The sequence below is a fragment of the Methylobacterium sp. 391_Methyba4 genome, assembly GCF_029691625.1.
In the GTDB taxonomy this organism is placed as follows: domain Bacteria; phylum Pseudomonadota; class Alphaproteobacteria; order Rhizobiales; family Beijerinckiaceae; genus Methylobacterium; species Methylobacterium fujisawaense.
In genome coordinates this window covers 6,103,758-6,126,001 of sequence record NZ_CP121475.1, presented here as the reverse complement: position 1 = coordinate 6,126,001, position 22,244 = coordinate 6,103,758, and the positions used below count along the sequence as shown (strand labels likewise).

General features: G+C 71.2%; 21 protein-coding genes and 1 tRNA gene. 14 read left to right on the top strand and 8 right to left on the bottom strand.

Translation table 11 applies throughout. The features are described from left to right. Positions 1-179: 179 nt before the first annotated feature. The 4 genes from P9K36_RS28885 to aroQ form a co-directional block, all read right to left on the bottom strand. On the bottom strand, positions 180-1,625 hold the full coding sequence (locus P9K36_RS28885) for an amidase (RefSeq protein WP_111473227.1): 1,446 nt from the start codon (positions 1,623-1,625) through the stop codon (positions 180-182). Positions 1,626-1,832: 207 nt separating this feature from the next. Continuing rightward, a complete protein-coding gene (pyrC, locus tag P9K36_RS28880; RefSeq protein WP_043760268.1) occupies positions 1,833-2,912 on the bottom strand; it encodes a dihydroorotase in 1,080 nt (359 codons plus the stop codon). Positions 2,913-2,924: 12 nt separating this feature from the next. Continuing rightward, a complete protein-coding gene (locus P9K36_RS28875) occupies positions 2,925-3,626 on the bottom strand; it encodes an orotate phosphoribosyltransferase (RefSeq protein WP_043382568.1) in 702 nt (233 codons plus the stop codon). A 143-nt stretch (positions 3,627-3,769) separates the two neighbouring features. Then, complete coding sequence (gene aroQ / locus P9K36_RS28870; RefSeq protein WP_043352489.1) at positions 3,770-4,219, bottom strand: type II 3-dehydroquinate dehydratase; 450 nt, start codon at positions 4,217-4,219, stop codon at positions 3,770-3,772. A 191-nt stretch (positions 4,220-4,410) separates the two neighbouring features. Between aroQ and P9K36_RS28865 the strand changes: the two genes are divergently transcribed. The 5 genes from P9K36_RS28865 (at position 4,411) to P9K36_RS28845 (ending at position 9,094) form a co-directional block, all read left to right on the top strand. Then, positions 4,411-5,253, top strand: coding sequence for a 3-keto-5-aminohexanoate cleavage protein (locus P9K36_RS28865; protein ID WP_043760265.1), 843 nt, complete (start codon positions 4,411-4,413; stop codon positions 5,251-5,253). Positions 5,254-5,446: 193 nt separating this feature from the next. Beyond that, positions 5,447-5,520 (top strand) — tRNA-Gly (locus P9K36_RS28860). Between the two features lie 309 nt (positions 5,521-5,829). Next, positions 5,830-7,383 carry a PAS domain S-box protein gene (locus P9K36_RS28855; protein ID WP_043761715.1) on the top strand — a complete coding sequence of 518 codons (1,554 nt, stop codon included), beginning with the start codon at positions 5,830-5,832 and terminating at the stop codon, positions 7,381-7,383. After that, entirely contained in the window at positions 7,373-7,990 is a 618-nt protein-coding gene (fixJ, locus tag P9K36_RS28850; RefSeq protein WP_043345590.1) for a response regulator FixJ, read from the top strand. The genes P9K36_RS28855 and fixJ overlap by 11 nt, the downstream gene beginning before the upstream one ends. 342 nt (positions 7,991-8,332) lie before the next feature. After that, positions 8,333-9,094, top strand: coding sequence for a cyclic nucleotide-binding domain-containing protein (locus tag P9K36_RS28845; RefSeq protein WP_278306285.1), 762 nt, complete (start codon positions 8,333-8,335; stop codon positions 9,092-9,094). A gap of 138 nt (positions 9,095-9,232) precedes the next feature. Here P9K36_RS28845 and hmpA read toward each other — a convergent pair whose 3' ends face one another. Beyond that, complete coding sequence (hmpA, locus tag P9K36_RS28840) at positions 9,233-10,477, bottom strand: NO-inducible flavohemoprotein (protein WP_278306284.1); 1,245 nt, start codon at positions 10,475-10,477, stop codon at positions 9,233-9,235. A gap of 94 nt (positions 10,478-10,571) precedes the next feature. On the opposite strand from hmpA, the gene P9K36_RS28835 reads away from it, so the two are divergent. After that, a complete protein-coding gene (locus P9K36_RS28835; RefSeq protein ID WP_075381312.1) occupies positions 10,572-11,069 on the top strand; it encodes an Rrf2 family transcriptional regulator in 498 nt (165 codons plus the stop codon). Between the two features lie 313 nt (positions 11,070-11,382). Then, positions 11,383-11,649, top strand: a complete 267-nt coding sequence (locus tag P9K36_RS28830; RefSeq protein ID WP_278306283.1) for a hypothetical protein — start codon at positions 11,383-11,385, stop codon at positions 11,647-11,649. A 273-nt stretch (positions 11,650-11,922) separates the two neighbouring features. Here the strand turns inward: P9K36_RS28830 and P9K36_RS28825 are convergent, their stop codons facing one another. From P9K36_RS28825 to P9K36_RS28815, 3 genes are all read right to left on the bottom strand, one after another. Then, entirely contained in the window at positions 11,923-12,675 is a 753-nt protein-coding gene (locus tag P9K36_RS28825; RefSeq protein WP_043386750.1) for a helix-turn-helix transcriptional regulator, read from the bottom strand. A gap of 92 nt (positions 12,676-12,767) precedes the next feature. Next, positions 12,768-13,358 carry a class GN sortase gene (locus P9K36_RS28820; protein ID WP_043353988.1) on the bottom strand — a complete coding sequence of 197 codons (591 nt, stop codon included), beginning with the start codon at positions 13,356-13,358 and terminating at the stop codon, positions 12,768-12,770. Further along, a complete protein-coding gene (locus P9K36_RS28815; protein WP_278306282.1) occupies positions 13,355-15,547 on the bottom strand; it encodes a marine proteobacterial sortase target protein in 2,193 nt (730 codons plus the stop codon). Before P9K36_RS28815 ends, P9K36_RS28820 begins: the two co-directional genes overlap by 4 nt. A gap of 250 nt (positions 15,548-15,797) precedes the next feature. Between P9K36_RS28815 and P9K36_RS28810 the strand changes: the two genes are divergently transcribed. From P9K36_RS28810 to P9K36_RS28780, 7 genes are all read left to right on the top strand, one after another. Then, positions 15,798-16,529: an NUDIX domain-containing protein gene (locus tag P9K36_RS28810; protein ID WP_043760253.1), complete on the top strand. Its 732-nt coding sequence runs from the start codon at positions 15,798-15,800 to the stop codon at positions 16,527-16,529. 10 nt (positions 16,530-16,539) lie between these two features. Beyond that, the gene (locus P9K36_RS28805) at positions 16,540-17,526 is read left to right on the top strand and encodes a band 7 protein (protein ID WP_043760252.1); all 987 of its coding nucleotides are present in this window, start codon (positions 16,540-16,542) and stop codon (positions 17,524-17,526) included. 11 nt (positions 17,527-17,537) lie between these two features. Then, a complete protein-coding gene (locus P9K36_RS28800) occupies positions 17,538-18,431 on the top strand; it encodes an NAD(+)/NADH kinase (RefSeq protein WP_043386741.1) in 894 nt (297 codons plus the stop codon). 22 nt (positions 18,432-18,453) lie between these two features. After that, complete coding sequence (locus P9K36_RS28795; protein WP_043760250.1) at positions 18,454-18,999, top strand: GNAT family protein; 546 nt, start codon at positions 18,454-18,456, stop codon at positions 18,997-18,999. 461 nt (positions 19,000-19,460) lie between these two features. Continuing rightward, positions 19,461-20,513 carry an ABC transporter substrate-binding protein gene (locus P9K36_RS28790; protein ID WP_043760248.1) on the top strand — a complete coding sequence of 351 codons (1,053 nt, stop codon included), beginning with the start codon at positions 19,461-19,463 and terminating at the stop codon, positions 20,511-20,513. A gap of 4 nt (positions 20,514-20,517) precedes the next feature. Further along, positions 20,518-21,444: an ABC transporter permease gene (locus tag P9K36_RS28785; protein WP_043760246.1), complete on the top strand. Its 927-nt coding sequence runs from the start codon at positions 20,518-20,520 to the stop codon at positions 21,442-21,444. Beyond that, a complete protein-coding gene (locus P9K36_RS28780; protein ID WP_043760244.1) occupies positions 21,434-22,240 on the top strand; it encodes an ABC transporter ATP-binding protein in 807 nt (268 codons plus the stop codon). The genes P9K36_RS28785 and P9K36_RS28780 overlap by 11 nt, the downstream gene beginning before the upstream one ends. The last annotated feature ends 4 nt before the right edge of the window (positions 22,241-22,244 follow it).

Sequence of the window (22,244 nt, the reverse complement as noted above, 5' to 3'; positions counted from 1 at the left end):
GCTACCGCTACAATAAGGACCGTGGTCATCGGAAATCCGAACCTGCCCCGCGGCGCCCGCATGATCCGGAACTGGCTCATGGTCGGCGCGCGAAGTGTCGGGCCTCATAGCGGAGCGCGCGCGGCGGGTCAACGCGTCCGCGCGTGCAAGTGAGCCGGTTCGGAGGCGGAGCCGCTCCCTCACTGCAGGGGCGGCGGGAAGCGGCGGACCCAGTTGCTCGCAGCGTCGTAGGCGGCCCCGAGTTGCAGGCAGGCGAGTTCGCCGTGGTTGGGTCCGACGATCTGGATGCCGGTGGGCAGTCCGGCGGCTCCGAACCCGGCCGGCACGTCGAGCGCCGGCAGGCCCGACATCGTCGCCGGGATCGTGATCTGCATCCAGCGGTGATAGGTGTCCATCGCCTGTCCGCCCACCGTCTCGGGCCAGCGCAGGGCCTTGTCGAACGGGAAGACCTGCGTGCTCGGCATGACGAGGTAATCGTAGCCCTCCATGAAGCGGCGCAGGGTCTCGTACCAGCGGGTGCGCCCCTCCAGGGCCGCGATGATCCGGTCGGCGCCGAGCGCCAGCCCCCGCTCGACCTCCCAGACCGCCTCCGGCTTGAGCAGGGCCCGGTGGCGGGGCTCGTCGTAGAACGGGCGGAGATTTGCCGCGACGGTGAAGGCGCGCAGCACCAGCCAATCCTCCCAGAGCCGCTCCATGTCGTAGCGCGGCATCGCCTCCTCGACGGTGCAGCCGATCTCCGCGAACGTCGCCAGGGCGGCGCGTCCGACGTCGAGCACGCCGGGATCGAAGGGGATCTGGCCGCCGCAATCGCCGAGCCACGCGATCCGCGTCCCGCGGAAGTCGCGGGCGAGCGGGCTCGCGAAGGCGGAGGGGTCCTGCCGGATGGCGTTCGGGCAGCGGGGGTCGTAGCCCGCCAGCACCGAGAGCATCAGGCCGATATCGGCGGGCGTGCGCCCGATCGCCCCGAGCACGCCAAGCCCGGGGCTGAACACGTCCTTGGCCTCGGCGGGGATCCGTCCCCAGGCCGGGCGCAGGCCGTAGCAATTGTTGAAGGCCGGCGGGTTGCGGAGCGAGCCGGCATGGTCGCTGCCGTCGGCCACCGGCTGCATCCGCAGCGCCACCGCCACGGCCGCGCCGCCGCTCGACCCGCCCCCGGTCTTCGCCGGATCGTAGGCGTTGCCGGTGGCGCCGTAGACCGGGTTGAAGCTGTGCGAGCCGAGGCCGAATTCGGGGATGTTGGTCTTGCCGATGAAGATCGCCCCGGCGGCGCGCAGGCGCGTCACCATGATCGAGTCCGTCTCGGCGATCCGGTCGGCGAAGATCGGCGACCCTTGGGTGAACGGCAGGCCGCGGACCGGGTCGAGGTCCTTCACGGCCAGCGGGAAGCCGTGCAGCGGCCCGACGGGCTCGCCCCGCGCCAGGACGGCGTCCGCACCTTCGGCCTCGCGCAAGAGCGCCGCGTCGTCCTGCAGGCCCACGATCGCGTTGACCTGCGGGTTGAGCCGGTGGATCCGCTCCAGATAGGCGCGCATCACCTCCGCGCAGGAGACGACCCGCCCGCGGATCGCCGCGGCGAGATCCACGGCGCCCATGGCCGTGATTCCGTCCTGTCGCGCGTCCTGCATCGTACCCTCCTCCGGATCAACCGAAGATCGGTAACCGGAGGTTGGATCCAGGCAAAGATGGCTTTGGCTGATTGGATGGAGTGCCGATGTCCGTCTCCGCGAGCGCAGCGAAGCAATCCAGTGTCGCGCGACGATCGCCGATGTCGCGCTGCCCTGGGTCGCTTCGCGCCGCTCGCGATGACGGTGCGCTGTCCTCAGCCTAGGCGGTCACACCACCGACCAGGGCAGCGTCTCGTCACCCCGGAACACCACCACCGCGGTGTCGTCCACGGTCACGGCCTCGGCGACGCGGCCGGGCCGGCGCTCCAGGGTGACGGTCCCGGCATTCGGCTCCAGACCGTGGAAGCGGGCGCCGTTGAGGGAGGCGAAGGCCTCGAACTTATCGAGCGCCCCCTCCTCGTCGAAGACCTGCACGTAGGTCTGGAGCGCGCTCGGCCCGCAGAACACGCCTGCGCAGCCGCAGGCCGCCTCCTTGGCGCCGCGGACGTGGGGGGCGGTGTCGGTGCCGAGATAGAAGCAGGCCTCGCCGGAGGTCGCGGCCCTGCGCAGGGCCAGCCGGTGCCGCTCGCGCTTGGCCACCGGCAGGCAGTACAGGTGCGGGCGCAGCCCGCCCTGGAAGATGTGCGTCCGGTTGATCACGAGGTGGTGCGGCGTGATCGTGGCCGCGCACCGGCTCCGGTGCTCCCGGACCACGTCGAGGATCTCCGCCGTGGTGGCGTGCTCCACGGTGACCTTCAGCCCCTTGTGCCGGCCGAGCAGCGGGATCAGGCTGCCCTCCATGAACGCGGCCTCCCGGTCGAAGATGTCGATCTCCGGGTCGGTGGCCTCGCCGTGGATCAGGAGCGGCATGCCGATCCGCTCCATCCGCTCCAGCACCGGCGCGATCCCCAGGAGGTCGGTGACGCCCGCATGGGAGTTCGTGGTCGCGCCCGCCGGATAGAGCTTGGCGGCGACCCAGACCTTCTCCCGGAAGCCGCGCTCGATCTCGTCCGGATCGGTGTCGTCCCGCAGGTAGCAGGTCATGAGCGGGGTGAAGTCCATGCCGGCGGGAAGGGCCGCCAGGATCCGCGCGCGATAGGCCTCCGCGGCGGCGACCGTGGTCACCGGCGGCACGAGGTTCGGCATGATGATGCCCCGGGCGAACTGCGCCGCCGTGTAGGGCAGCACCGCCTTCAGCATCGCGCCGTCGCGCAGGTGGATGTGCCAGTCGTCCGGCCGGCGGATCGTGATCCGGTCGACCGGCTTCGCGTCCTGGCGCTCGGCGGGGAACAGGTCTGCGACGCCCATCGCGAAAACCCCTCAGGCCTGGCCGAAGGCGGAGATGCCGCCATGGGCGGCCGACCACTCGGCCGGCGCGTTGAGGAAGCGCTCGACCTCGTCGAGCGTCTTCGGATCGAAGGTGCCCATCTCCTTGGCCACCGCCAGTACGTCCCACCACGTGGTGAGGTAGTGGAGCTTGATGCCGATCTCCTCCATCAGCGCGGCGCTGCCGGGGAAGATGTCGTAGTAGAACAGCACGAAGCAGTGATCGACCTGGGCGCCGGACTCGCGCAGGGCCTTGCAGAAGTTGACCTTACTGCGTCCGTCGGTGGCCAGATCCTCGACCAGCAGCGTCCGGGCGCCGTCGACGATCTCGCCCTCGATCTGCGCGTTGCGGCCGAAGCCCTTGGGCTTCTTGCGGATATACTGCATGGGCAGCATCATCCGGTCGGCGATCCAGGCCGCGAAGGGGATGCCGGCGGTCTCGCCGCCCGCGATGTGGGTCAGCTTCTCGTAGCCGATCTCGCGCACGATCGTGGCGGTGGCGAAGTCCATCAGCGTCGAGCGCAGGCGCGGGAACGAGATGATCTTCCGGCTGTCGGTGTAAACCGGGCTCGCCCAACCGGAGGTGAACTTGAACGGCTCGTCCTTGTAGAAGAGGACGGCACCGATCTCGAGGAACATCTTGGCCGCCTCGCGGGCGATGACGGTCCGGTCGAGGGGCAGGAAGGGGCTGGTCATGCGGCGTGCGCGCTCCGCTTGAGGCGCTCTCCGGGGCCATGAGGACCGGTCCGGCCGGGGAGCGCGCGTGAAACTAGGGCCTGACCGCCCTCCTCCGCCCTGTCTCCGCCAGCGTCAACCCTGATCGCGGCGCTATCCGCGCCTCATGCAGGCTTGCCGGACCGCAGATGCGCGAGGTGGCGGATGGCGAGCGCGTAGCCGTGCGTCCCGAACCCCGCCAGAACCGCCGTGGCGGCGAGCGAGATGTAGGAGTGGTGGCGGAAGGCCTCGCGCCGGTGGACGTTCGAGATGTGGCACTCGATCACCGGCACCTCGCAGGTGTTGAGCGCGTCGAGGAGCGCCACGGAGGTATGGGTGTAGGCGCCCGCGTTGATGACGATACCGGCCGAGCCGACCCGGAAATCGTGGATCGCGTCGATCATCACGTGCTCGGCGTTGCTCTGGCGGAAATCGACCGTGAGCCCGAAGCCGGCGGCGGTCTCGCGGCACAGGGCCTCGACGTCGGCCAGGGTGTCGCGGCCGTAGATCTCGGGCTGGCGCTTGCCGAGCAGGTTCAGGTTCGGCCCGTTCAGGACCAGGATCGTGTCGTTCATCGTGTGCCTCGCGGCCGGAAGAGGTGCGGCAAGCGCCGGCGAGACACAAGTCCGTCGGGACACGGGTCCGGGCTGTCATCCGGCCCGAGATGTCGCGCAGACGGATCTGCCGCCCGCGCCGGGCGGTTCAGATCCGGCTTGCGCGGCGCTATCCGGGATTCCGAATTCCAAGAGGCAGGGAGGACAGGCGGATGGCAGGATCCCGGAGCGAGGTGCCCGTTGTGATCGCGGTGGCGATCACCGGCTCCGTGCCGCGCAAGACCGACAACCCGGCCGTTCCGGTCACCGTCTCCGAGCAGGTCGAGTCGACGCATCAGGCCTTCGAGGCGGGCGCCACGCTCTGCCATATCCACGTGCGCAACGACGACGAGTCGCCCTCCTCCGACCCGGACAAGTTCGCCGCCGTGCAGGCGGGGCTGCGCGAGCACTGCCCAGGGATGATCGTGCAGTTCTCCACGGGGGGGCGCGGGCGCGACCCGGCCGCCCGCGGCCTCTCGCTCAAGCACCGGCCCGACATGGCGTCCCTGTCCACCGGCTCGGTGAACTTCCCGACGATCGTCTACGAGAATTCCGCAAGCCTCGTGACCGACCTCGCCGGCCAGATGAAGCAGTATGGCGTCCGGCCCGAGATCGAGATCTTCGACCTCTCGCACCTGCACGGCGCCAAGCGCCTCGTGGAGGCAGGCCTGATCGACGCGCGCCCGCACGTGCAGTTCGTCCTGGGCGTCCAGAACGCGATGCCGGCCGAGGAGCACCTCCTCGACATCCTGCTCGCCGAGACGCGGCGGATCCTGCCGGAGGCGACGTGGACGGCGGCCGGGATCGGCCGCAACCAGGCGATCGTGATGGACTGGGCGCTCGCCCGCGGCGCCGACGCGGTCCGCACCGGCCTGGAGGACAACATCCGGGTGACGAAGGACCGTCTGGCGGCCAGCAACGGCGAACTGGTCGGCCTCGCCGCCGAGGCCGTGGCCCGGCACGGCCGGCGGATCGCGACGCCCGCCGAGGCCCGCGCCGCGCTGGGGCTCGGCTGATCGGGCGACGCCTCGGTCCCGCGACGAGTGCCCCCGGCTGGAGCGACGCGACCGTCGCAAGCCCCTCGTTTCGAGGGGGTGCCGGGTTGCCGAGCGGCGCGGCGCCGGAGGATCGTCCCTTCGCGGCGGCCGTTCATCGCTGGCCGCGTCCCACCTTCTCACGGGCATCGCAGCGTGCTAACGATCCGCCCGCGCGGGTGTAGCTCAATGGTAGAGCAGCAGCCTTCCAAGCTGAATACGAGGGTTCGATTCCCTTCACCCGCTCCATTCCAAAATCCGAAATCGCATCACGCGCTTAAGCGTAACCGGCCGGCCCTCCTCAGGCGTCGCGCGGCCGCCCCCTGCGCCGTGCAAGCTGCGTTCCCGGCCCCGCCGCGCCGCGGGCAGCCGGATGCGGGGCGGAGGCGTCGGCGGCTCGAGGCCAGGATCGCGGGCCGCCAGGAGCCCCGCAGGCCAGGCCCTCCCGGAGGACCGACGACCGCGGTGCGCGCCGGCTGTTTCTTGATGGACCCGGCGTTGTAAGACGGGCGCCGACGATCCGGACGGATGACGATGCCGTCCCCCCGTACGGCCGACATGACGACGTCTGACCCTCCCAACGATCCGGGTTCCCGCGGCGACGACCCCTTCGACGCGGAGGGACTTCGGCTGACGCTCGACGAAGCGGGCATCTGCGGCTGGGCCCTCGACGTCCGGACCGGGCGCGTCACGATCTTGCCGTCCTGCCTTCGTCTGTTCGGGGTGCCGCCGGACCGCCTGACCACCTTCGACGCGATGCAGGCCTTCGTGCATCCGGACGACCGCGCAGCCAGGGCGGACGCCATCGGGCGCGCGCTGGCGGAGGGCGGACGCTACGAGGTCGATTATCGGGTGGTGCATCCCGATGGACGCGTCCACTGGCTGCGTTCGCGCGGCCGCGTGCAGCTCGGCGCCGACGGTCGGCCGTGCCGCCACCGCGGCGTGGTCTTCAGCATTCACGAACAGAAGCAGGCCGATGAAGACCTGCGGGCGCGCGAGGCGCATCTGCGCTCGATCCTCGACACGGTCCCCGACGCCATGATCGTCATCGACGAGCAGGCGCAGATCAAATCGTTCAGCGCGGCGGCCGTGCGGCAGTTCGGTTACGGGCCGGACGAGATGGTCGGCCGGAATGTCAGCCTGCTGATGCCGGAACCGTATCGGAGCCAGCACGACGCCTACATGGCGCGCTACCGTTCGACCGGAGAACGCCGCATCATCGGCATCGGCCGCGTCGTGGTCGGCCAGCGCAAGGACGGCTCGACCTTCCCGATGGAATTGGCGGTCGGCGAGATGCGTTCGGGCGGCGTGCGCTACTTCACCGGCTTCATCCGCGACCTCACCGAACGGAACCAGACGGAGATGCGTCTGCAGGAGTTGCAGTCCGAGCTGGTGCACATGTCGCGCTTCACCGCCCTGGGCGAGATGGCATCGACGCTGGCGCACGAGATCAACCAGCCGCTCACGGCAATCGCGAGCTATCTCAAGGGCTGCCGCCGCCTCCTCGGGCGCATGGAAGGCCCGGAGGCGGCCCGGCTCTCCGACGCGGTGAACCAAGCGGCCGATCAGGCCCTGAGAGCCGGACAGGTGATCCGGCACCTGCGGGACTTCGTATCGCGCGGCGAGAACGAGCGGCATATCGAAAGCCTGCCCAAGCTGGTCGAGGAGGCGAGCGCCCTCGCCCTCGTCGGCGCCAAGGAGAAGGGCGTGCGCGTCCGCTTCGATCTCGATCCGGATGCGCCGCTCGTGCTGGCCGACCGGATCCAAGTGCAGCAGGTCCTGCTCAACCTCATCCGCAACGCGATCGAGGCCATGCAGGACGTGACCCGGCGCGAACTCGTCGTCGGGACGCGGGCGCGTCCGGCCGAAGGCCTGGTCGAGATACGGGTGTCGGATACCGGGACCGGCATCGCGCCCGAGATCGCCGAGCAGCTGTTCCAGCCCTTCGTGACAACGAAGGCGAACGGCATGGGCGTCGGCCTGTCGATCTGTCGAACCATCGTCGAGGCCCATGGCGGCAAGATCCTGGCCTGCCCGGGTCCGGACGGCGGAACGACCTTCCGCTTCACCCTGCGCACGCTCGACCGCGAGGAGATGGCTCATGTCGACTGACGCGCCCGTGCACATCGTGGATGACGATCTCGCGGTGCGCCAGTCCCTCGCCTTCCTGCTGGCGACCGACGGACTGGCCGTCCAGGTGCACGACTCGGCGACCGCCTTCCTCGCCGCGGGGACCGACCGTGTCGGATGCATCGTCACGGACGTGCGCATGCCCGACATCGACGGCGTCGAACTGCTGCACCGCCTCCGGCAGAGAGGCCGGATGCCGCCCGTGATCGTCATGACAGGCCATGCGGACGTCGCGCTCGCGGTCGAAGCGATGAAGGCCGGCGCGGTGGACTTCATCGAGAAGCCCTTCGACGACGACGTTCTTCTCGCCAGCATCCGATCGGCCTTGGCGCGGGCGGATCGCGCCCGGACGCGCGACGCCGAGGGGGACGCGGTGCGGGCGCGCTTGGCCGCACTCAGCGAGCGCGAGCGCCAGGTCCTGGAAGGACTGGTCGCCGGCAAGGCCAACAAGGTCATCGGGCTCGATCTCGGCATCAGCCCGCGGACCGTCGAGATCTACCGGGCCAACGTCATGTCCAAGATGCAGGCGGGCAGCCTGTCCGAGCTGGTGCGCATGGCACTGATCGCAGAAAGCCTGGAGGGCGACTGAAGACCGACGCGCGTTGCGTCCCGTCGAGATGCCGTTTCCGGGATGCCTCAGCGGACGGGCTTCGACGCAGGGGCTCGCTCTTCGAAGGCATCCCCAATGCCCTCTCGGCGCCCGCCCACAGCCGGGCGCATGACTGCAGGCCCGCCTCCGCGCCGACATCGGGTGGATCGGCGCACGGCAGTCACTTCCGACCCCAGGGCGCTTGCCGGCTCCGGCGGTTCGCGTTCGCCGCGGGTCGGCGGCGCGCGGTCGATGCCGGATCGGGATCGGGGTTGGGCCAAATCTGCAGTTGATATGCATCAAGGCCGGAATGCGCCCCGGTTCTCACGATGCCGAGGTCGAGTGGAAGCGCAGCTTGCCATGCGCGGAGAAGCGAACACCGATCCCGGAACGGGTGACAGCAGCAAGGAGGCACCGCGCATCCGCACCATGTTCCAGCACACGCTCGAGCACGAAGTGCCGGCGGGGACGATCCTTTTCGCGCAAGGCGAGGTCCCGACCTTCCAGATCGTCGTCCTGTCGGGATCGGTTCAGCTCTTCGGACGATCCCGCGATGGCCGCGAGGTGCTCATCGAAGTCGTGAGGGCGCCGGACCTGTTGATCCCTGCCGCCGTCGTGACCGCATCGCCGTATCTGATGCAGGGGCGGGCTCCGGAGCCGACCCGCTTCCTGCTCATTCCGGCCGATGCGTTCCGCGACGCGGTGGAACGCAACCCGCATCTGGCGAAGGCGGTTCTGGAAACGCTCGCCGAGCAGTTCCGTCGGATGGTGCGGCAGACCAAGAATCTGAAACTGCGCTCCGCGGCCGAGCGCGTCGGATGCCATATCCTCGTCCTATCCGAACGGCAGGGCACGCCGGACCGCGCGATCCTGCCCTACGAGAAGCACATGATCGCGTCCGAACTCGGGATGACGCGCGAGTCCTTCTCCCGTGCCCTCAAAGCCCTCACCAAGATCGGCATCGGCGTTGCGGGCCAGGAGATCGTCATCCGCGACCGCGCGCGACTGACCGCCGTCGCCAAGCCCGACCCCATGATCGATCTGCCTGCCTTCGACGACACCGGTCGCCGGACCCTGGCCCTGATCGAGCGGTTGAAGGGATAGGGACGGAAGGGCGGCCCGCGGCGTTCGACGGCGGACGCCCGTTCCGTCGGCACCGGGCGGTTCGGCGCCCGCACGCGCGATCACGGGAGGCGGCAGCGCCGTTCGCGGCGCCGCCGACACCCGGCTGTGGCGCCACGATCAGGCGACGCGCCGCACCTCGTCCTCCAGCAATTCGTCCGCCGGCCCGAAGAATTCGAAGCGGACGCGCTCGGCCGGGATGCCGTGGCGCTGCAGGCCGTTCACGAGCGCGGCCAGAAACGGCTTGGGACCGCAGAGGTAGTAGACCGCTTCGGCCTGCGGCGTGTTCGCCACGAGCCAATCCGCCGTGATGAGACCCGCCTCGTCGTAATGCTCGCCACGCCGGTCCTGCGTGTCCGGCTGGGCGTAGAAGGTCCGGACGCGGATATGCGCGCGCCCCGAGGCTGCGGCGGTCGTCGCGTCCCGCAGCGCATGGACACGGCCGTTGAGGGCTCCGTGGACATACCAAGTCGGGCGCTCGGGCATCTCATCCGCGATGGCGGCCAGCATGCTCACCATCGGCGTCAGTCCGACGCCGCCGCTGACCAGGACCACGGGGCCGTTCGTCGACCGGTCGAGGAAGAAGTCGCCCGCCGGCGGTGCCACGCGCAGGATCGTGCCGATGCCGGCCGCGTCGTGCAGCCAGTTCGAGACGACACCGGCCGGCGCACCGGGCGCGTTCTCGCGCTTGACGGTGATGCGGTAGACGCGATCGTTCGGGGCACACGAGACCGAGTAATTGCGTTTCAGAACGCCCTGGCCTGGCAGGTCGAAGAGGAAGCCGAGGTACTGACCGGGCTGGTGGCGCAGCACGGGCCCCCCATCGACCGGCGCCAGCACGAAGGAGCGGATCGTCTCGCTCTCCTGGGTCACGCTCTCGATCTGGAACGCGCGCCAGCCGGTCCAGCCTCCAGGCTTTGCGGCGTGGTCGCGGTAGATGGCCGCCTCGCGCCCGATCAGGATCTCCGCCAGGAGCCAGTACGCGTCTCCCCAGGCCGCGCAGATCTCGGACGTCGCCGCATCGCCCAGAATGTCGCCGATCGCGCCGAGCAGCGCATCCGCGACATGCGGATAGTGCTCGGGGAGGATGTTGAGCGCGACATGCTTCTGCGCGATGCGCTCCACCGCCCCGCCGAGAACGCTCAGATTGTCGATGTTGCGGGCATAGGCCAGCACGGCTTGCGCGAGGGCCTTCGGCTGCGAGCCCGCTGCCCCATGGTGCGACTGGTTGAAGAGGTCGCGCATCTCGGCGTTCTCGAACAGGCGCTCGTACATGCGCCGCGTGATGTCCAGGCCTCGCGCCTCCAGGGCGGGAATCGTGGCTTTGATGAGGGCGACGGTGGAGGGACTCAGCGGGGCAGGCATGGCGGTCCTCAAGATGCATATTACATACACCTTATGACGGCCCATTTTTAAAGGTGCAATCGTCATGCACCTTAAGGGCTGTTACGGAGTTGACATGCGGCTGACCCGCTTCACCGATTACGGCCTGCGCACTCTGATCTATCTCGGCTCGCTGGGCCCCCGGCAGGGCTCCATAGCCGGCGTCGCGGCGGCCTACGGGATCTCCGAGCATCACTTGGTGAAGGTGGTGCATCAGCTGGGCCGGCTGGGATTGATCCGGACGACGCGCGGCCGGGGCGGCGGCTTGCTTCTGGGCCGGCCCGCGGACCAGATCCGCGTCGGAGACGTCGTGCGGGCCATGGAGGAGGATCTGGCGCTGGTCCCCTGCTTCGCCGGTGCGGCCTGTGCGATCACGCCCGCGTGCCGCCTCAAGGGTGTCTTGAACGAAGCGCTCGCCGCGTTCCTCGCGGTCCTCGACCGACATACCCTCGCCGACCTGCTGGAGCCGAATGCCGGGCAGGATCTCGCAGCCCTCCTGGGCATCGATCCCATGCCGTCGATCGACGAGCCCGCCTCGCGCATGCCTCGACGCCCCGTCGACCCGGTGCGTTGATCGACGGTTGCTCAGCCTCGACGCCGCGATGTGATCACCAACGCCATCGCAAGGCCGGACGCCCGCAGCATCGGAGCATGGGCGAGCGTCGGCGCGCTCCGGACGCGGGCTCGGAGCCCCACCGGATGCCGACTCGCCTCGGTGATCGCGGCGCAGTCGTCGCGATCGAAGTGGCAGGTCTTCACCTCTGCCGTCACGGCTCCGGAGCCCAGGGCAGGACGGCACCGGCGATAGGACCTCGCCCGAACGCAGGCTATAGTGCTTCTATACGATTTGATCTCTCGAACGCTTTGGGGCTGCCTGCGCGACGCCGATGGATAATTCGGCATTCAACCATCGATATCGAAAGGTCGCGATGATGAAGAATGTGCCAGAGATCCGCGAATTGACGGATGAAGAGATCGATCGTGTCGCCGGCGGCGTGAGCGACGACGCACTGTACGGGGCAGCGATCGGCCTCGCCGTGGCCAGCGTCGGCGCGCTGATCGCGGTGCCGACCATGGGAACGAGCACGACGCTCTGCGTGTGGGGGGCCTCCCTCGCCTCGTCGGCGCTCGCCTACAACATCGCGGCCCAGTAGCGCGGCCTGAACCCGGCGGCCCGCCGGGTCCGGAGAGGGTCTGCTCACGGAGCGGCCCTCTCCAAGGACGGAGGCTTCGACGGGCACCCGAACGGGCGCAGGGTCTTCGGCCGGCCGGCCGGCGCCTGCGCGAGCGCGAGGGGGCCGATCCGGCGGGGGACGCCTCCTGTCCGCAGCCGGCGCAACGCGCGGTCGGCCGAACGCGTCGGCTGCTGTGTCGACCGGCCCATCACGGCCAGGGGCGCCGGCCCATCCGCATCGCGCCCGGCCCCGTCAGGCGACACCCGTGAAGAAGGTGGCGTAGCCGTCCTCGTGCACGCGGGCGAGATAGGCCCGGTACGGTGCGAAGCCCGGCTCCTCGGGTCCGATGCGCCCGTAGCCGAACGCGCCGGCCTGCTCCGGGAGCAGCGCCAGGGGCGCCGCGGCGGGGGTCAGCTGGGTGCCGCGCCCCGCATGGAGCGTGGTTAGGACCCCGTACATCTCGCCCTGGATGTTCGGGCGGCACAGGACCGCCAGGCGGTGCTGCCCGTGCCAGTTGGTCACCAGATAGATCATGCCCGACTGGCTCGGCACGGCGACGCTGCCGGATTGCGCGAAGGGGGCGTCGAGCCGCTCGGCCTCGCGGAACACGAGGCGAGCCGACTCCGGGTCCCAGGCGATCTCGGTGCGGTAGGCGAAGATCGCGCCGGCCGTCCCGAAGGAGGGCCGCAGGGTGAGATAGCGCCCCTCGATCCAGGCCACGCTCTCCCGGGAATAGGAGCCGAGTTCGTCGGGCGCGTGACGGGCCGTCTCCGGAGCCGGTCGCCCCGGTTCCTGGCGGAGGGATTGGCCCAGGGCCTCCTCCAGCCGGATCGTCGTCGCCAGGGTGAAGGGCCGGCGGCCGGCAAGCGCCTTCTCCAGGGTCGAGATGCTGATCCGGGCCTCTTCGGCCAGCGTCTGCCGGGAGATCCGCCGGCGGGCCAGCGCCTCGCGCACGGTCTGGGCAATGGCGCGGCTCTGCGCCTCGGACAGTTCGATCTCGCTCACAGGCACGGCTCGCGCGGGCTTGATCCGGACAGATCCGCACGAAACCGCACAATTGCGCAAGCGCGGCCAAGCTGGCCATCCACGGCGGCCCGTCAGGAACGCCCCGCCTCCGACGCCAGCTCCGTCTCGACGATCAGCCGGAGCGGTCCGGCCCGCAGCGCCTCCAGGGGCCAGCAGGTGACGAGGTCGAGATGCCGGCCGGCCGCCTGCGGGTCGATGCCCGAGGCGTCCCACCGCGCCACCCGCGTGCCGGTGACGCGGAAATGCCGGGTCCGGCCGTCGCGGCCCGTCACCGTGACGGGATCGCCGGGCCCGAGGCGCCCCAGCACCGCGAACTGCGTGTCGCGGTGGGCGGCGAAGATTGCGGTGCCGGGCGCGCCGGCCTCCGGCGTACCGTCCAGATGGCCCGGGCCGAAGGCCAGGGCCTGGCCGCTCCCGCCCCGCAGCACCACGAAGCTGCGGCCCGCGACGGTGAGGCGGGCGACCGGCTCGGTGTCGGCCCAGGGCCAGGGCTTGGCGGGGTGCCCCTCGGCCAGCGTGCGGGCGAAGGCGCGCTCCAGCAGCACCTGCGCCAGGGCGGCCTTGGCGGGGATCCAGGCGGCCTGCGCCGCCAACCCGAGCCCCCCGAGGGTGAGGAGGGCCGCGAGGGCCCTCCCCAGTCCGGATACCGGGGAGCGGCTCATCGCGCGTCCCCGATCAGCCGGACGCCGCGCCGCTGCAGGCCAGCGCCCAGCAGGAGGCCCAGGAGGGCGAGGAGCAGGCCCAGGCCGAGCTGCGCCAGGATCCCGGCCCCGGTTTGCGGGAGGTCGACGCCCGCCTCGCCGGCATGGATCGGCACGATCCGGGCGGCCTTGTCGTCGGCGGGCGCTTCGCCGCTCCGGTCCGTGCCGAACACCTTGGCGAAGTCCCAGCCCGCCGGCAGGTTCAGCGGCAGGTCGGCGGCGACGAGGGGCGTGCCCGGCGCCCGGCGGGGCGTGGCGTCGATGGCCACGAGGCTGGTCAGCCGCGTCGTCAGGCCGTGCTCCAGGGCCAGCGCCAGGATGGTGGCGTCGGCCGCCTCCGCGCCGAGGCGTCCGGTGATCCGCGCGGTCTCGGTCTCGCCGATCCGGGAGCGCGCCCAGACCTTGGAGATGCCGGCGCCCGTGCCGGCCGCGGCGAGGGGCAGGGTCCGGGTCCAAGTCCGGCCGCCCACCCGGCCCGAGACGGTCACGGTCCCGTGGGCGATCCCCTCGGCCGCCTCCGGCAGCTGCGCGGCGAAGACCAGCGGCTCGCCGCGATACAGGTCGGGCAGCGCGCCCGGCGTGACGGCGACGCCCGGGACCGAGAAGGTCGCGGTCAGGTCGGTGACGGCGGGGGATTCCAGCTTCTCGTAGAGCGCGCGGGTCCGTTCGCCGACCAGGGCGAGGTCGCGGATCTCCGTGAAGCTGCCGCGGCCGATCTCGGCGGCGTGACGCATCAGGTGGCCGTTGGGCGCCGAGCCGATGCCGACCATGAACAGGCGCGTGCGCCCGAGATTGGCGTGGATCGCCGCGAAGATCCGCTCCTCGTCGCCGACGGCCCCGTCGGTGAGGAACACGACCTGGCGCACGCGCCCGTCCTCCGGATGGGGATCGGCCAGGGCCGCCTTGAGCGGCGCCAGCATCTCGGTGCCGCCTCGGGCCTCCAGGGCGGCGACGAAGCGCTCGGCTTCCGCCAGGGCCGCCCGCGTCGCCGGGACCGGCTCGGGATGCAGCGCGTCCCAGGTGTCGTCGAAGCGGATGACGTTGAAGCGGTCCTGCGGCGTCAGACGCGCGAGGCCGGCCAGCAGCCCGGCCTTGGCCTGCCGCATCGAGGCGCCGGACATCGAGCCGGAATTGTCGATCACGAAGGTGACGTCGCGCGCCGGCCGGGTGGCCGCGTCGGGCTCGAGCGCCGGCGGGTTCACGGCGGCCAGCAGGTAGGTCCGGCCGGCCACGGTCTCGCGGACCAGGCCGAGGCCGGGCACCCGGCTCGGAGCGGGCTCCCAGGTCAGCTCGAGGTCGCGGTCGGCCGGCACGACGCCGTCGGCCAGCGTGACGGTGCGCGCCTCCGGGCCGGTCTCGGTCACGCGGATCGCGTGGGTGGCGCTGCGGACGGCGCCGACGGCGAAGCCCGCCTGGAGCCGCACGGTGACGGCGACCGGGTTGGTCGGCGGGGACAGGGCCGGGTCGAGCACCGGCGGGCTGATCCGGGCGCGATCCGGAACCGGGTCGCGGGCCGCCTCGGCCACGCCGTCGAGGGAGACCGCGTCCACCGCGGCGGGGGCGGGAGTGTAGCGGGGCGCCACCACCAGCGGCAGGCGCAGCGTCCGCGTCTCGCCGGAGACGGGGATCGTCTGCTGATAGGTAATCTGGACCACCACCGTCTCGCCGGGGCCGATATTGGCGACCGCGTTGGTGAAGATGTTGGGCCGCTCCTGCGCGGTCAGGGCCGCCGACTGCCCGGCCGCCTTCGCGGCCTCGTAGGCGCGCTTGGCCGCCGCCCGCTCGCGGATGTCGGCCACGATCACGCGGTTGCCGACGACGAGCTTCATCCCGTCGACGGCCGCGTCTTCCGGCAGGGGGTACACGTAGGTGCCCTCGACCCAGTCCGCCGTGGTGTTGCGGAAGGCCTGGGTGACCGTGGCCCGGGCGGTCGGGCCGCTGACATCGACGCTGATGTCGGTGGCAAGCTGGACGGCCTCGGCCGGCGCGGCGCCGGCCGGCCCGCGCAGCATCAGGCCGCCCCGCGCCGGCCCCGGCGCCGCGTGGGCCGAGGCGAGCATGATGAGGAGCGCCAGCAGCGCGAGGAAGAGCGGTGACAACGCGGCGTTGCGGGGGAGCTCGACCGCGGGTCGTGGAGCGAAGAACGGCATCGGGGAACCTCCTGCGCCGGCGGATCGGGGCCGGCTCGCCGCTGAAGCTCCCGCGCCCGCCCCTCGGCCGCCACGAGAAGCTTCGCCCTTTTCCAGGCTCGGCCCGCACCGGCCGGCCGCGCCGCGGCGGATCTGTGCGGAGCCGGTGCGGAGCTGTGCGCCCGGCGGCGCGTCCTGACGGATCCGCCGTCGCCTTGACATATGCGCAACCTGCGTCTTAGTTATGCTCAACCTGAGTAGAAATCGAGCGATGACCGAATCCGAGTTCCTGGCAGGCTACGATCCTGCGGCCTACGAGCGGCCCGCCCTGGCGGTGGATCTCGTCCTGCTGGGGATCCGGGCGGGGCGGCTCGCCGCTCTCCTGCTGCGGCGGAGCCAGCAGCCGCAGGCGGGCCGCTGGGCCCTGCCGGGCGGGTTCGTGGGCATCGCCGAAACCCTCGACGCCGCCGCGGAGCGCGTCCTGCGCGACAAGGCCGGGATCGGGCGGGCGCGGCTCGAACAGCTCTACACCTTCGGTGGCGTGGACCGGGATCCGCGGATGCGCATCGTCTCGGTCGCCTATCTGGCGCTGCTGCCGGAGGCGGCCTTCGCCGAGGCCCTGGCGGGCGGCGCCGCGCTGACGGCGGCGACGCTGGTCGTGCCCTGGGCGGGCGAGGCCGGTGGCCCGGTCTCGGCCGTCACGGAGGACGGCGCCCCCCTCGCCCTCGCCTTCGACCACGCCGACATCCTGGCGCTCGCCGTGAAGCGGCTGCGCGGCAAGCTCGACTACACGGATGTCGGCTTCGCGCTGCTCCCGGAGCACTTCACCCTCCGCCAGCTCCAGGACGTACACGCGGCGATCCGCGGCGCGCCCCTCAACAAATCCGCCTTCCGCCGCCGCATGCGCGACCGGGGCTGGATCGCGCCGACGGGCGCCCGCGAGGCCGGGACGGCGTTCCGCCCCGCCGAACTCTTCCGCTTCGACAGGTCGGGTCAGTTTTGAGGAGACCATCATGGCCACGGTCCGCAACATCGGTGTGATCGCCCAGCTTCGGAGCGAGGCGAGCAGCCACATCATCCGCTTCCGCAACGGCCGGGTCCGGCAGAGCGGGCGGGGGCTGGTCTTCTGGTTCCGGCCCGAGACCGCCAGCATCAGCGAGGTGCCGGTGGACGACCGCGAGATGACCCTGTTCGTCCGCGGCCGCAGCCGGGACTTCCAGACCGTCGTGGTCCAGGGGACGATCGGCTGGCACGTCGTCGATCCCGAGCTGCTGGCGAGCCGGGTCGACTTCTCGATCGACCTCCGCACCGGGCGCCTGCAGGGCGAGCCGATCGAGCGGATCGAGGCGCGCCTCGGCGGCATCGCCGGTCAGGCGGTGCTGCAATATCTCGGGGCGAGCCCGATCGGCGCCCTCCTCGACGCGGGGCCGGAGCCGCTGCGCGCCGTTCTGGAACGGGTGCTCTTCGCCGCCCCGGCCCTGGCCGAGATCGGCATCGCGGCCGTGGCGGTGCGGCTCACCAACCTCGCGCCGACGAGCGAGCTGGAGCGCGCCCTGCAGACGCCGACCTTCGAGGCCCTGCAGCAGAAGGCCGACGAGGCGACCTTCGCCCGGCGCGCGCTCGCAGTCGAGAAGGAGCGCGCCATCGCGGAGAACGAGCTCGCGACGAAGACCGAGCTGGCCCGGCGCGAGACCGTGCTGATCGCGCAAGAAGCCGAGAACGCCCGCGACCGCGCCGCCGGCGTCGCGGAGGCCCGCGGCCTGGAGGCCGCCGCGGAGGCCGAGCGGATCCGGCTCGTCGAGGGGGCCCGGGCCGAGGCGGAGCAGCGCCGCGCCGCAATCTACCGGGACATGCCGCCCGCCGTCCTGCTCGGTCTGGCGGCCCGGGAACTCGCCGGCAAGCTGGAGACCATCGAGCACGTCAACGTCACGCCCGATCTGCTGGCGGCCGTCCTCGGGGAGTTCCGCGGCGCGCTGCCCGCGCGGCTCGCGCCGCGCTGAGGAGGCCCGCCATGCCGGCCATCACCCCCCGGGTCGTCTTCGTGATCCGCGACACGGATTACGAGCTGCTCATCGCCCGGCACGCGACCCGCGGCCAGGTTCGGTTCTTCCTGGAGAGCCGGGGCCAGACGCTCGCGGAGGTCGAGGCGCGCCACGCCCAGTTCCAGGCCGTGCTCGCCGAGGCGCGGTCCGCCGTGCCCCTGGACTGGCGGCAGGCCCTGGTGCGGCGCCCCGACCTCGACCGCTTCCTCTTCGCCCCCGAGGACGTGGTCGTGGCCGTGGGGCAGGACGGGCTCGTGGCCAACGTCGCCAAATACCTCGACGGTCAGCCGGTGGTCGGCGTCAACCCGGCGCCCGACCTCTACGACGGCGTGCTGGCCCGGGCCCGGGTCGAGGCCCTGCGTGCCCTGCTGCCCGCCAGCGCGGCCGGCGCCGCGCCCCTGCAGCGGCGCACCATGGTGCAGGCGACCTTCGACGGCGGCGAGCGGCTGCTCGCCCTGAATGAGATCTTCGTCGGCCACCGCAGCCACCAATCGGCGCGCTACCGCATCGACGACGGGGCGCGGGCGGAGGACCACTCGTCGAGCGGGCTGATCGTGGCCTCGGGCACGGGCCTGACCGGCTGGGCGCGCTCGATCAGCGAGGCGACGCACCTCACCGTTGAGGTGGGCATCGAGGAGGCGGCCTTCGGCTACTGGGTGCGCGAGCCGTTCCCGAGCGTCGCCACCGGCACCGACCTGCGCGGCGGCAAGTTCGCCGGATCGCCCCTCACGGTGGTGTCGCGGATGAACGAGGGCGGCGTGGTGTTCTCGGACGGGATCGAGCAGGATTTCGTCGCCTTCGACTGGGGGCGGCGGGTGAGCCTCGCGCCGGCCGACCGCACCTTCAACCTCGTGGCCGCGTAGGGCGGCGCCGACCGGGAGCCCGATGATCGCCATCCGGACCGACCGCCTCATCCTGCGGCGCTTCAGGCCGGACGACGCCGCCGACCTGTTCGCCTACCTGCACCGGCCGCGGGCACGCTGCTTCCTGAGCAGCCGCCTCGATACGCCGGCGGACGCGGAGGCGGAGGCCGAGCGGCGCGCCAGCGACGACGAGCACGTGGCCGTGTGCCTGACCGCGTGCGGCCGGCTGATCGGCGACCTGTTCTGCCTCCCCGAACCGCCCGACACCTTCTCGGTCGGCTGGAACTTCAACGCCGCGTATGGCGGCGCGGGCTACGCCCATGAGGCCGCGGCCGCTCTGTTCGGGCACCTGTTCTGCGAGCGGCAGGCGCGGCGCCTCTACGCCTATGTCGAGGAGGACAACGCCGCCTCGCACCGCCTGTGCGCGACGCTGGGAATGCGCCTCGAGGGCCTGTTCCGCGAGTTCGTCACCTTCGTGGACGACGATCAGGGCAACCCGATCCTCGAGAACACGATGCAGTACGCCATCCTGCGCCGGAAATGGGCAGAGCGCTCCGCGCGCGGCTGAGGCCGGTCCGGCACTGTCCAAAGACCCCGGCTGAATACGCCGGCGGCATTCAGCTGCTTTCGCGGGCGTCGGACCGGTCGAATCACGGCGCGAAGACGGTGTCCGTCATCACGAGCGCAGCGAAGTGACCCAGGGCAGCGCGACGTTCGGAGGCCTAGCGCTGCTGGATTGCTTCGCTCCGCTCGCAATGACGGCGGTGCAGTTCTTCGACAGCGGCGACGGGCAAGGCGCGCCGCCAATACGGTCGGTCCCTGCATCTGGCACGCTTCTTGGTTCGTCTTCACCAGCGCAGCGTCGCCCCGGCGGCGGCTAGAGGTTGGCGTGCCGTCGATGTGGTGAGGTGCCGGGCGACCGGATCTCCGCGACTGCCTTGAGCCTGTCCCGAGCTCCGATCCCTCCGTTTCAGCACCGGCACGCGCCGTCCGGCGGATCGCACGATCCGCCCTCTGAGGAGAGTCGATATGTGCGACCGTCACGGCGATTATCGCGTCCCGGATTTCACGCGGTTCAAGCCCAGCCGCAGGCGCTTCCTCGGCGGGACCGCCGCCGCGCTGACCCTGGCGGTGGGTCCGGGCCTGACCGGCCCGGCCGCGGCGGCCACCGGCATCCGCGCGACCCACGGCACCGGCTTCTGCAACCTGAACTTCTTCCTCGCCGAGGCGATGCAGCTCGCCAAGGATGACGGCCTGACCATCGACTTCGTCAACACGCCGACCTTCTCGGATCAGGTCACCTTCCTCGGCATGGGGCAGGTCGATGCCGGCGTGATGCCCTACACGAGCTTCATGGCGCTCTACGACGCGGGGGCCCCCGTGAAGATCGTGGCCGGCGGCGGCATCGAGGGCTGCGTGCTGGTCGCCCAGCCCGGCCTCGACAGCCCGGAGAAGCTCAAGGGCAAGACGCTCGGCACCTTCCAGCTCGATACGCTGGAGGTGCTGCCCTACGACTGGCTGAAGAAGAACGGCGTCGCCTTCAAGGACATCACGGTCCGCTACATGGGCTCGACCCCGGAGGCCGTGGAGGCGTTCCGCGCCGGGGCGCTGGACATCATCTCGACCATCGAGCCCTACGGCACCGCGCTCCTCACCGACGTGAAGGGCGCCGTGAAGCTCTCCGACGGCACCGACATCTACGGCAAGGGCTACACCGACTGCGTGCTGGCGGTCCGCAATGAGCTGATCGCCAAGAACCCGGCCGCCGTGAAGGCGCTGATCAAGGGCATGATGAAGGCCCAGGCCCTGGCCGAGGGCGATCCCCAGGCCGCCCTGAACAAGCTCGTCGGCTCCTACTACAAGACCTCGATGAGCAACGCCCAGCTCGCCATGGGCCGGCAGCCCTCGGTGGTGGACGCCCGCAACCAGACGCAGTTCATCCTCGACCGGACCGATTCCGTCGCCGAGATGGGCTACATCAAGAAGAAGCCCGGCCGCGACGCGATCGACTGGACCCTGCTGGAGCAGGTCATCGCCGAGAACCCGGATCTCTACGGCAAGCTCAAGCTGAAGTCGGCCTGAGCGGATGGCCGTCGATCTCGCCCGCGCCGCCGTCCCGCACATCCGGCCGCGCGTGCCCTTCGGTCAGCGCCTCGCGCTGCCCGACGGGCTCGTCCCCCTGCTCCGCCGGATCGGCTGGATGCTGGTCTCGGTCGGCTGCTTCGCCGGCCTCTGGGAGCTGCTCTGGGCGCTCGGCATCGCCGACGCCAAGCTCCTGCCGCCGCCGCACATCTTCCTCGGCAACCTCGCCGAGCAGGCGCGCTTCTTCAACACCGCGCAACGCTGGCAGATCGGCACCGGGATGAATACCGGCCCGAGCCCCGCCATGGCGGTGCTGATCACCGTGCTCGCCTCCACGGGCCGGGTCCTGGCGGGCCTCGCCCTGGCCGCGACCCTGTCGATCCTCGTCGGCGTGGCGATCCGCTACGTCGTGTTGTTCGAGCGGCTGACCCTGCCGACCATCACGCTGCTGGCCCCGGTCTCGCCGATCGCGTGGCTGCCGGTGGCGATCTTCATGTTCGGGATCGGCAACGCCCCGGCGATCTTCATGGTGTTTATCGCCCTGTTCTTCACGATGGTCCTCTCGACCATCCACCAGATCGACGGGGTCAACCGGAACTACATCAACGTCGCCCGGACCATGGGGGCGACGAAGCGCCAGATCTACGCGCGGGTGATCGTGCCGGCGATCCTGCCGGGGCTGCTCGCGGTTTTGCGCCTCAACCTGTTCGGCGCCTGGATGGTGGTGCTCGTCGCCGAGGCGACCGGCGTCGGCTACGGGCTCGGCCAGGTGATCATGCTGGCGCGCAACACCTTCAACCCGTCGCTCGTCTTCTTCACCATCACGCTGATCGGCCTCCTGGGCTTCGCCTTCGACCTGCTGTTCCGGCTGGTCCAGCGGCGGATGCTCTACTGGCTGCCGCGCGACGCGGGGTCCTCCCTTGGCCTCTGATCCCGCATCCCAGGACGCCGTCTCCTGCCGGGGCGTCGCCAAGGTCTGGGCGGCCGGCACCGCTCGCGCCCACGAGGCCCTGCGCGACATCGACCTCACCGTGCGGCCCGGCGAGTTCGTGGTGTTCCTCGGCCCCTCGGGCTGCGGGAAGAGCACGCTGCTCTACCTGATCGCCGGGCTCGAACCCGCCTCCGGGGGCGCGCTCCTGGCCTTCGGCGAGGCCGTCACCGGCCCGTCGCCGGAGCGCAGCCTGATCTTCCAGGAGACCTCGCTGCTGCCCTGGCTCAGCGTCTGGCAGAACGTCAGCTTCGGCCTGTCGCTGAAAGGCGTGCCGGAGGCCGAGCGCCGGAGCATCGCGCGGGCCGCCCTCCAGCGCGTCGGCCTCGCCGAGGCCTTCGACAAGCGGCCGGACGAATTGTCCGGCGGCATGCGCCAGCGCGTGGCCGTGGCCCGGGCGCTCGCCATGCGTCCCAAGGTCCTGCTGATGGACGAGCCCTTCGCGGCGCTCGACGTCCAGACCCGCCAGAAGATGCAGGACTTTCTGCTCGACGTCTGGCGCGACAGCGGCGCCTCGGTGCTGTTCGTGACCCACCACATCGACGAGGCGGTGGCGCTCGCCGACCGGGTGGTGGTGTTCACGGCCCGGCCCGGGCGGATCAAGACCATCGTCCGCAACGACCTGCCCCGCCCGCGCGACCCGTTCTCCCCCGAGGCCGAGGCGATGCGGCGGCACCTCACCGAGCTTCTGCGCGACGAGGTCGACCGGGCCTTCGCCGAGCAGGAAGCGCTCGTCTGACCCC

What these genes read in the sequence shown, in the direction of transcription:
- P9K36_RS28885 (WP_111473227.1), bottom strand. Translation starts at nt 1,625, where the DNA reads ATGCAGGACGCGCGACAGGACGGAATCACGGCCATGGGCGCCGTGGAT.
- pyrC (WP_043760268.1), bottom strand. Translation starts at nt 2,912, where the DNA reads ATGGGCGTCGCAGACCTGTTCCCCGCCGAGCGCCAGGACGCGAAGCCG.
- P9K36_RS28875 (WP_043382568.1), bottom strand. Translation starts at nt 3,626, where the DNA reads ATGACCAGCCCCTTCCTGCCCCTCGACCGGACCGTCATCGCCCGCGAG.
- aroQ (WP_043352489.1), bottom strand. Translation starts at nt 4,219, where the DNA reads ATGAACGACACGATCCTGGTCCTGAACGGGCCGAACCTGAACCTGCTC.
- P9K36_RS28865 (WP_043760265.1), top strand. Translation starts at nt 4,411, where the DNA reads ATGGCAGGATCCCGGAGCGAGGTGCCCGTTGTGATCGCGGTGGCGATC.
- P9K36_RS28855 (WP_043761715.1), top strand. Translation starts at nt 5,830, where the DNA reads ATGACGACGTCTGACCCTCCCAACGATCCGGGTTCCCGCGGCGACGAC.
- fixJ (WP_043345590.1), top strand. Translation starts at nt 7,373, where the DNA reads ATGTCGACTGACGCGCCCGTGCACATCGTGGATGACGATCTCGCGGTG.
- hmpA (WP_278306284.1), bottom strand. Translation starts at nt 10,477, where the DNA reads ATGCCTGCCCCGCTGAGTCCCTCCACCGTCGCCCTCATCAAAGCCACG.
- P9K36_RS28835 (WP_075381312.1), top strand. Translation starts at nt 10,572, where the DNA reads ATGCGGCTGACCCGCTTCACCGATTACGGCCTGCGCACTCTGATCTAT.
- P9K36_RS28830 (WP_278306283.1), top strand. Translation starts at nt 11,383, where the DNA reads ATGGATAATTCGGCATTCAACCATCGATATCGAAAGGTCGCGATGATG.
- P9K36_RS28820 (WP_043353988.1), bottom strand. Translation starts at nt 13,358, where the DNA reads ATGAGCCGCTCCCCGGTATCCGGACTGGGGAGGGCCCTCGCGGCCCTC.
- P9K36_RS28815 (WP_278306282.1), bottom strand. Translation starts at nt 15,547, where the DNA reads ATGCCGTTCTTCGCTCCACGACCCGCGGTCGAGCTCCCCCGCAACGCC.
- P9K36_RS28810 (WP_043760253.1), top strand. Translation starts at nt 15,798, where the DNA reads ATGACCGAATCCGAGTTCCTGGCAGGCTACGATCCTGCGGCCTACGAG.
- P9K36_RS28805 (WP_043760252.1), top strand. Translation starts at nt 16,540, where the DNA reads ATGGCCACGGTCCGCAACATCGGTGTGATCGCCCAGCTTCGGAGCGAG.
- P9K36_RS28800 (WP_043386741.1), top strand. Translation starts at nt 17,538, where the DNA reads ATGCCGGCCATCACCCCCCGGGTCGTCTTCGTGATCCGCGACACGGAT.
- P9K36_RS28795 (WP_043760250.1), top strand. Translation starts at nt 18,454, where the DNA reads ATGATCGCCATCCGGACCGACCGCCTCATCCTGCGGCGCTTCAGGCCG.
- P9K36_RS28790 (WP_043760248.1), top strand. Translation starts at nt 19,461, where the DNA reads ATGTGCGACCGTCACGGCGATTATCGCGTCCCGGATTTCACGCGGTTC.
- P9K36_RS28785 (WP_043760246.1), top strand. Translation starts at nt 20,518, where the DNA reads ATGGCCGTCGATCTCGCCCGCGCCGCCGTCCCGCACATCCGGCCGCGC.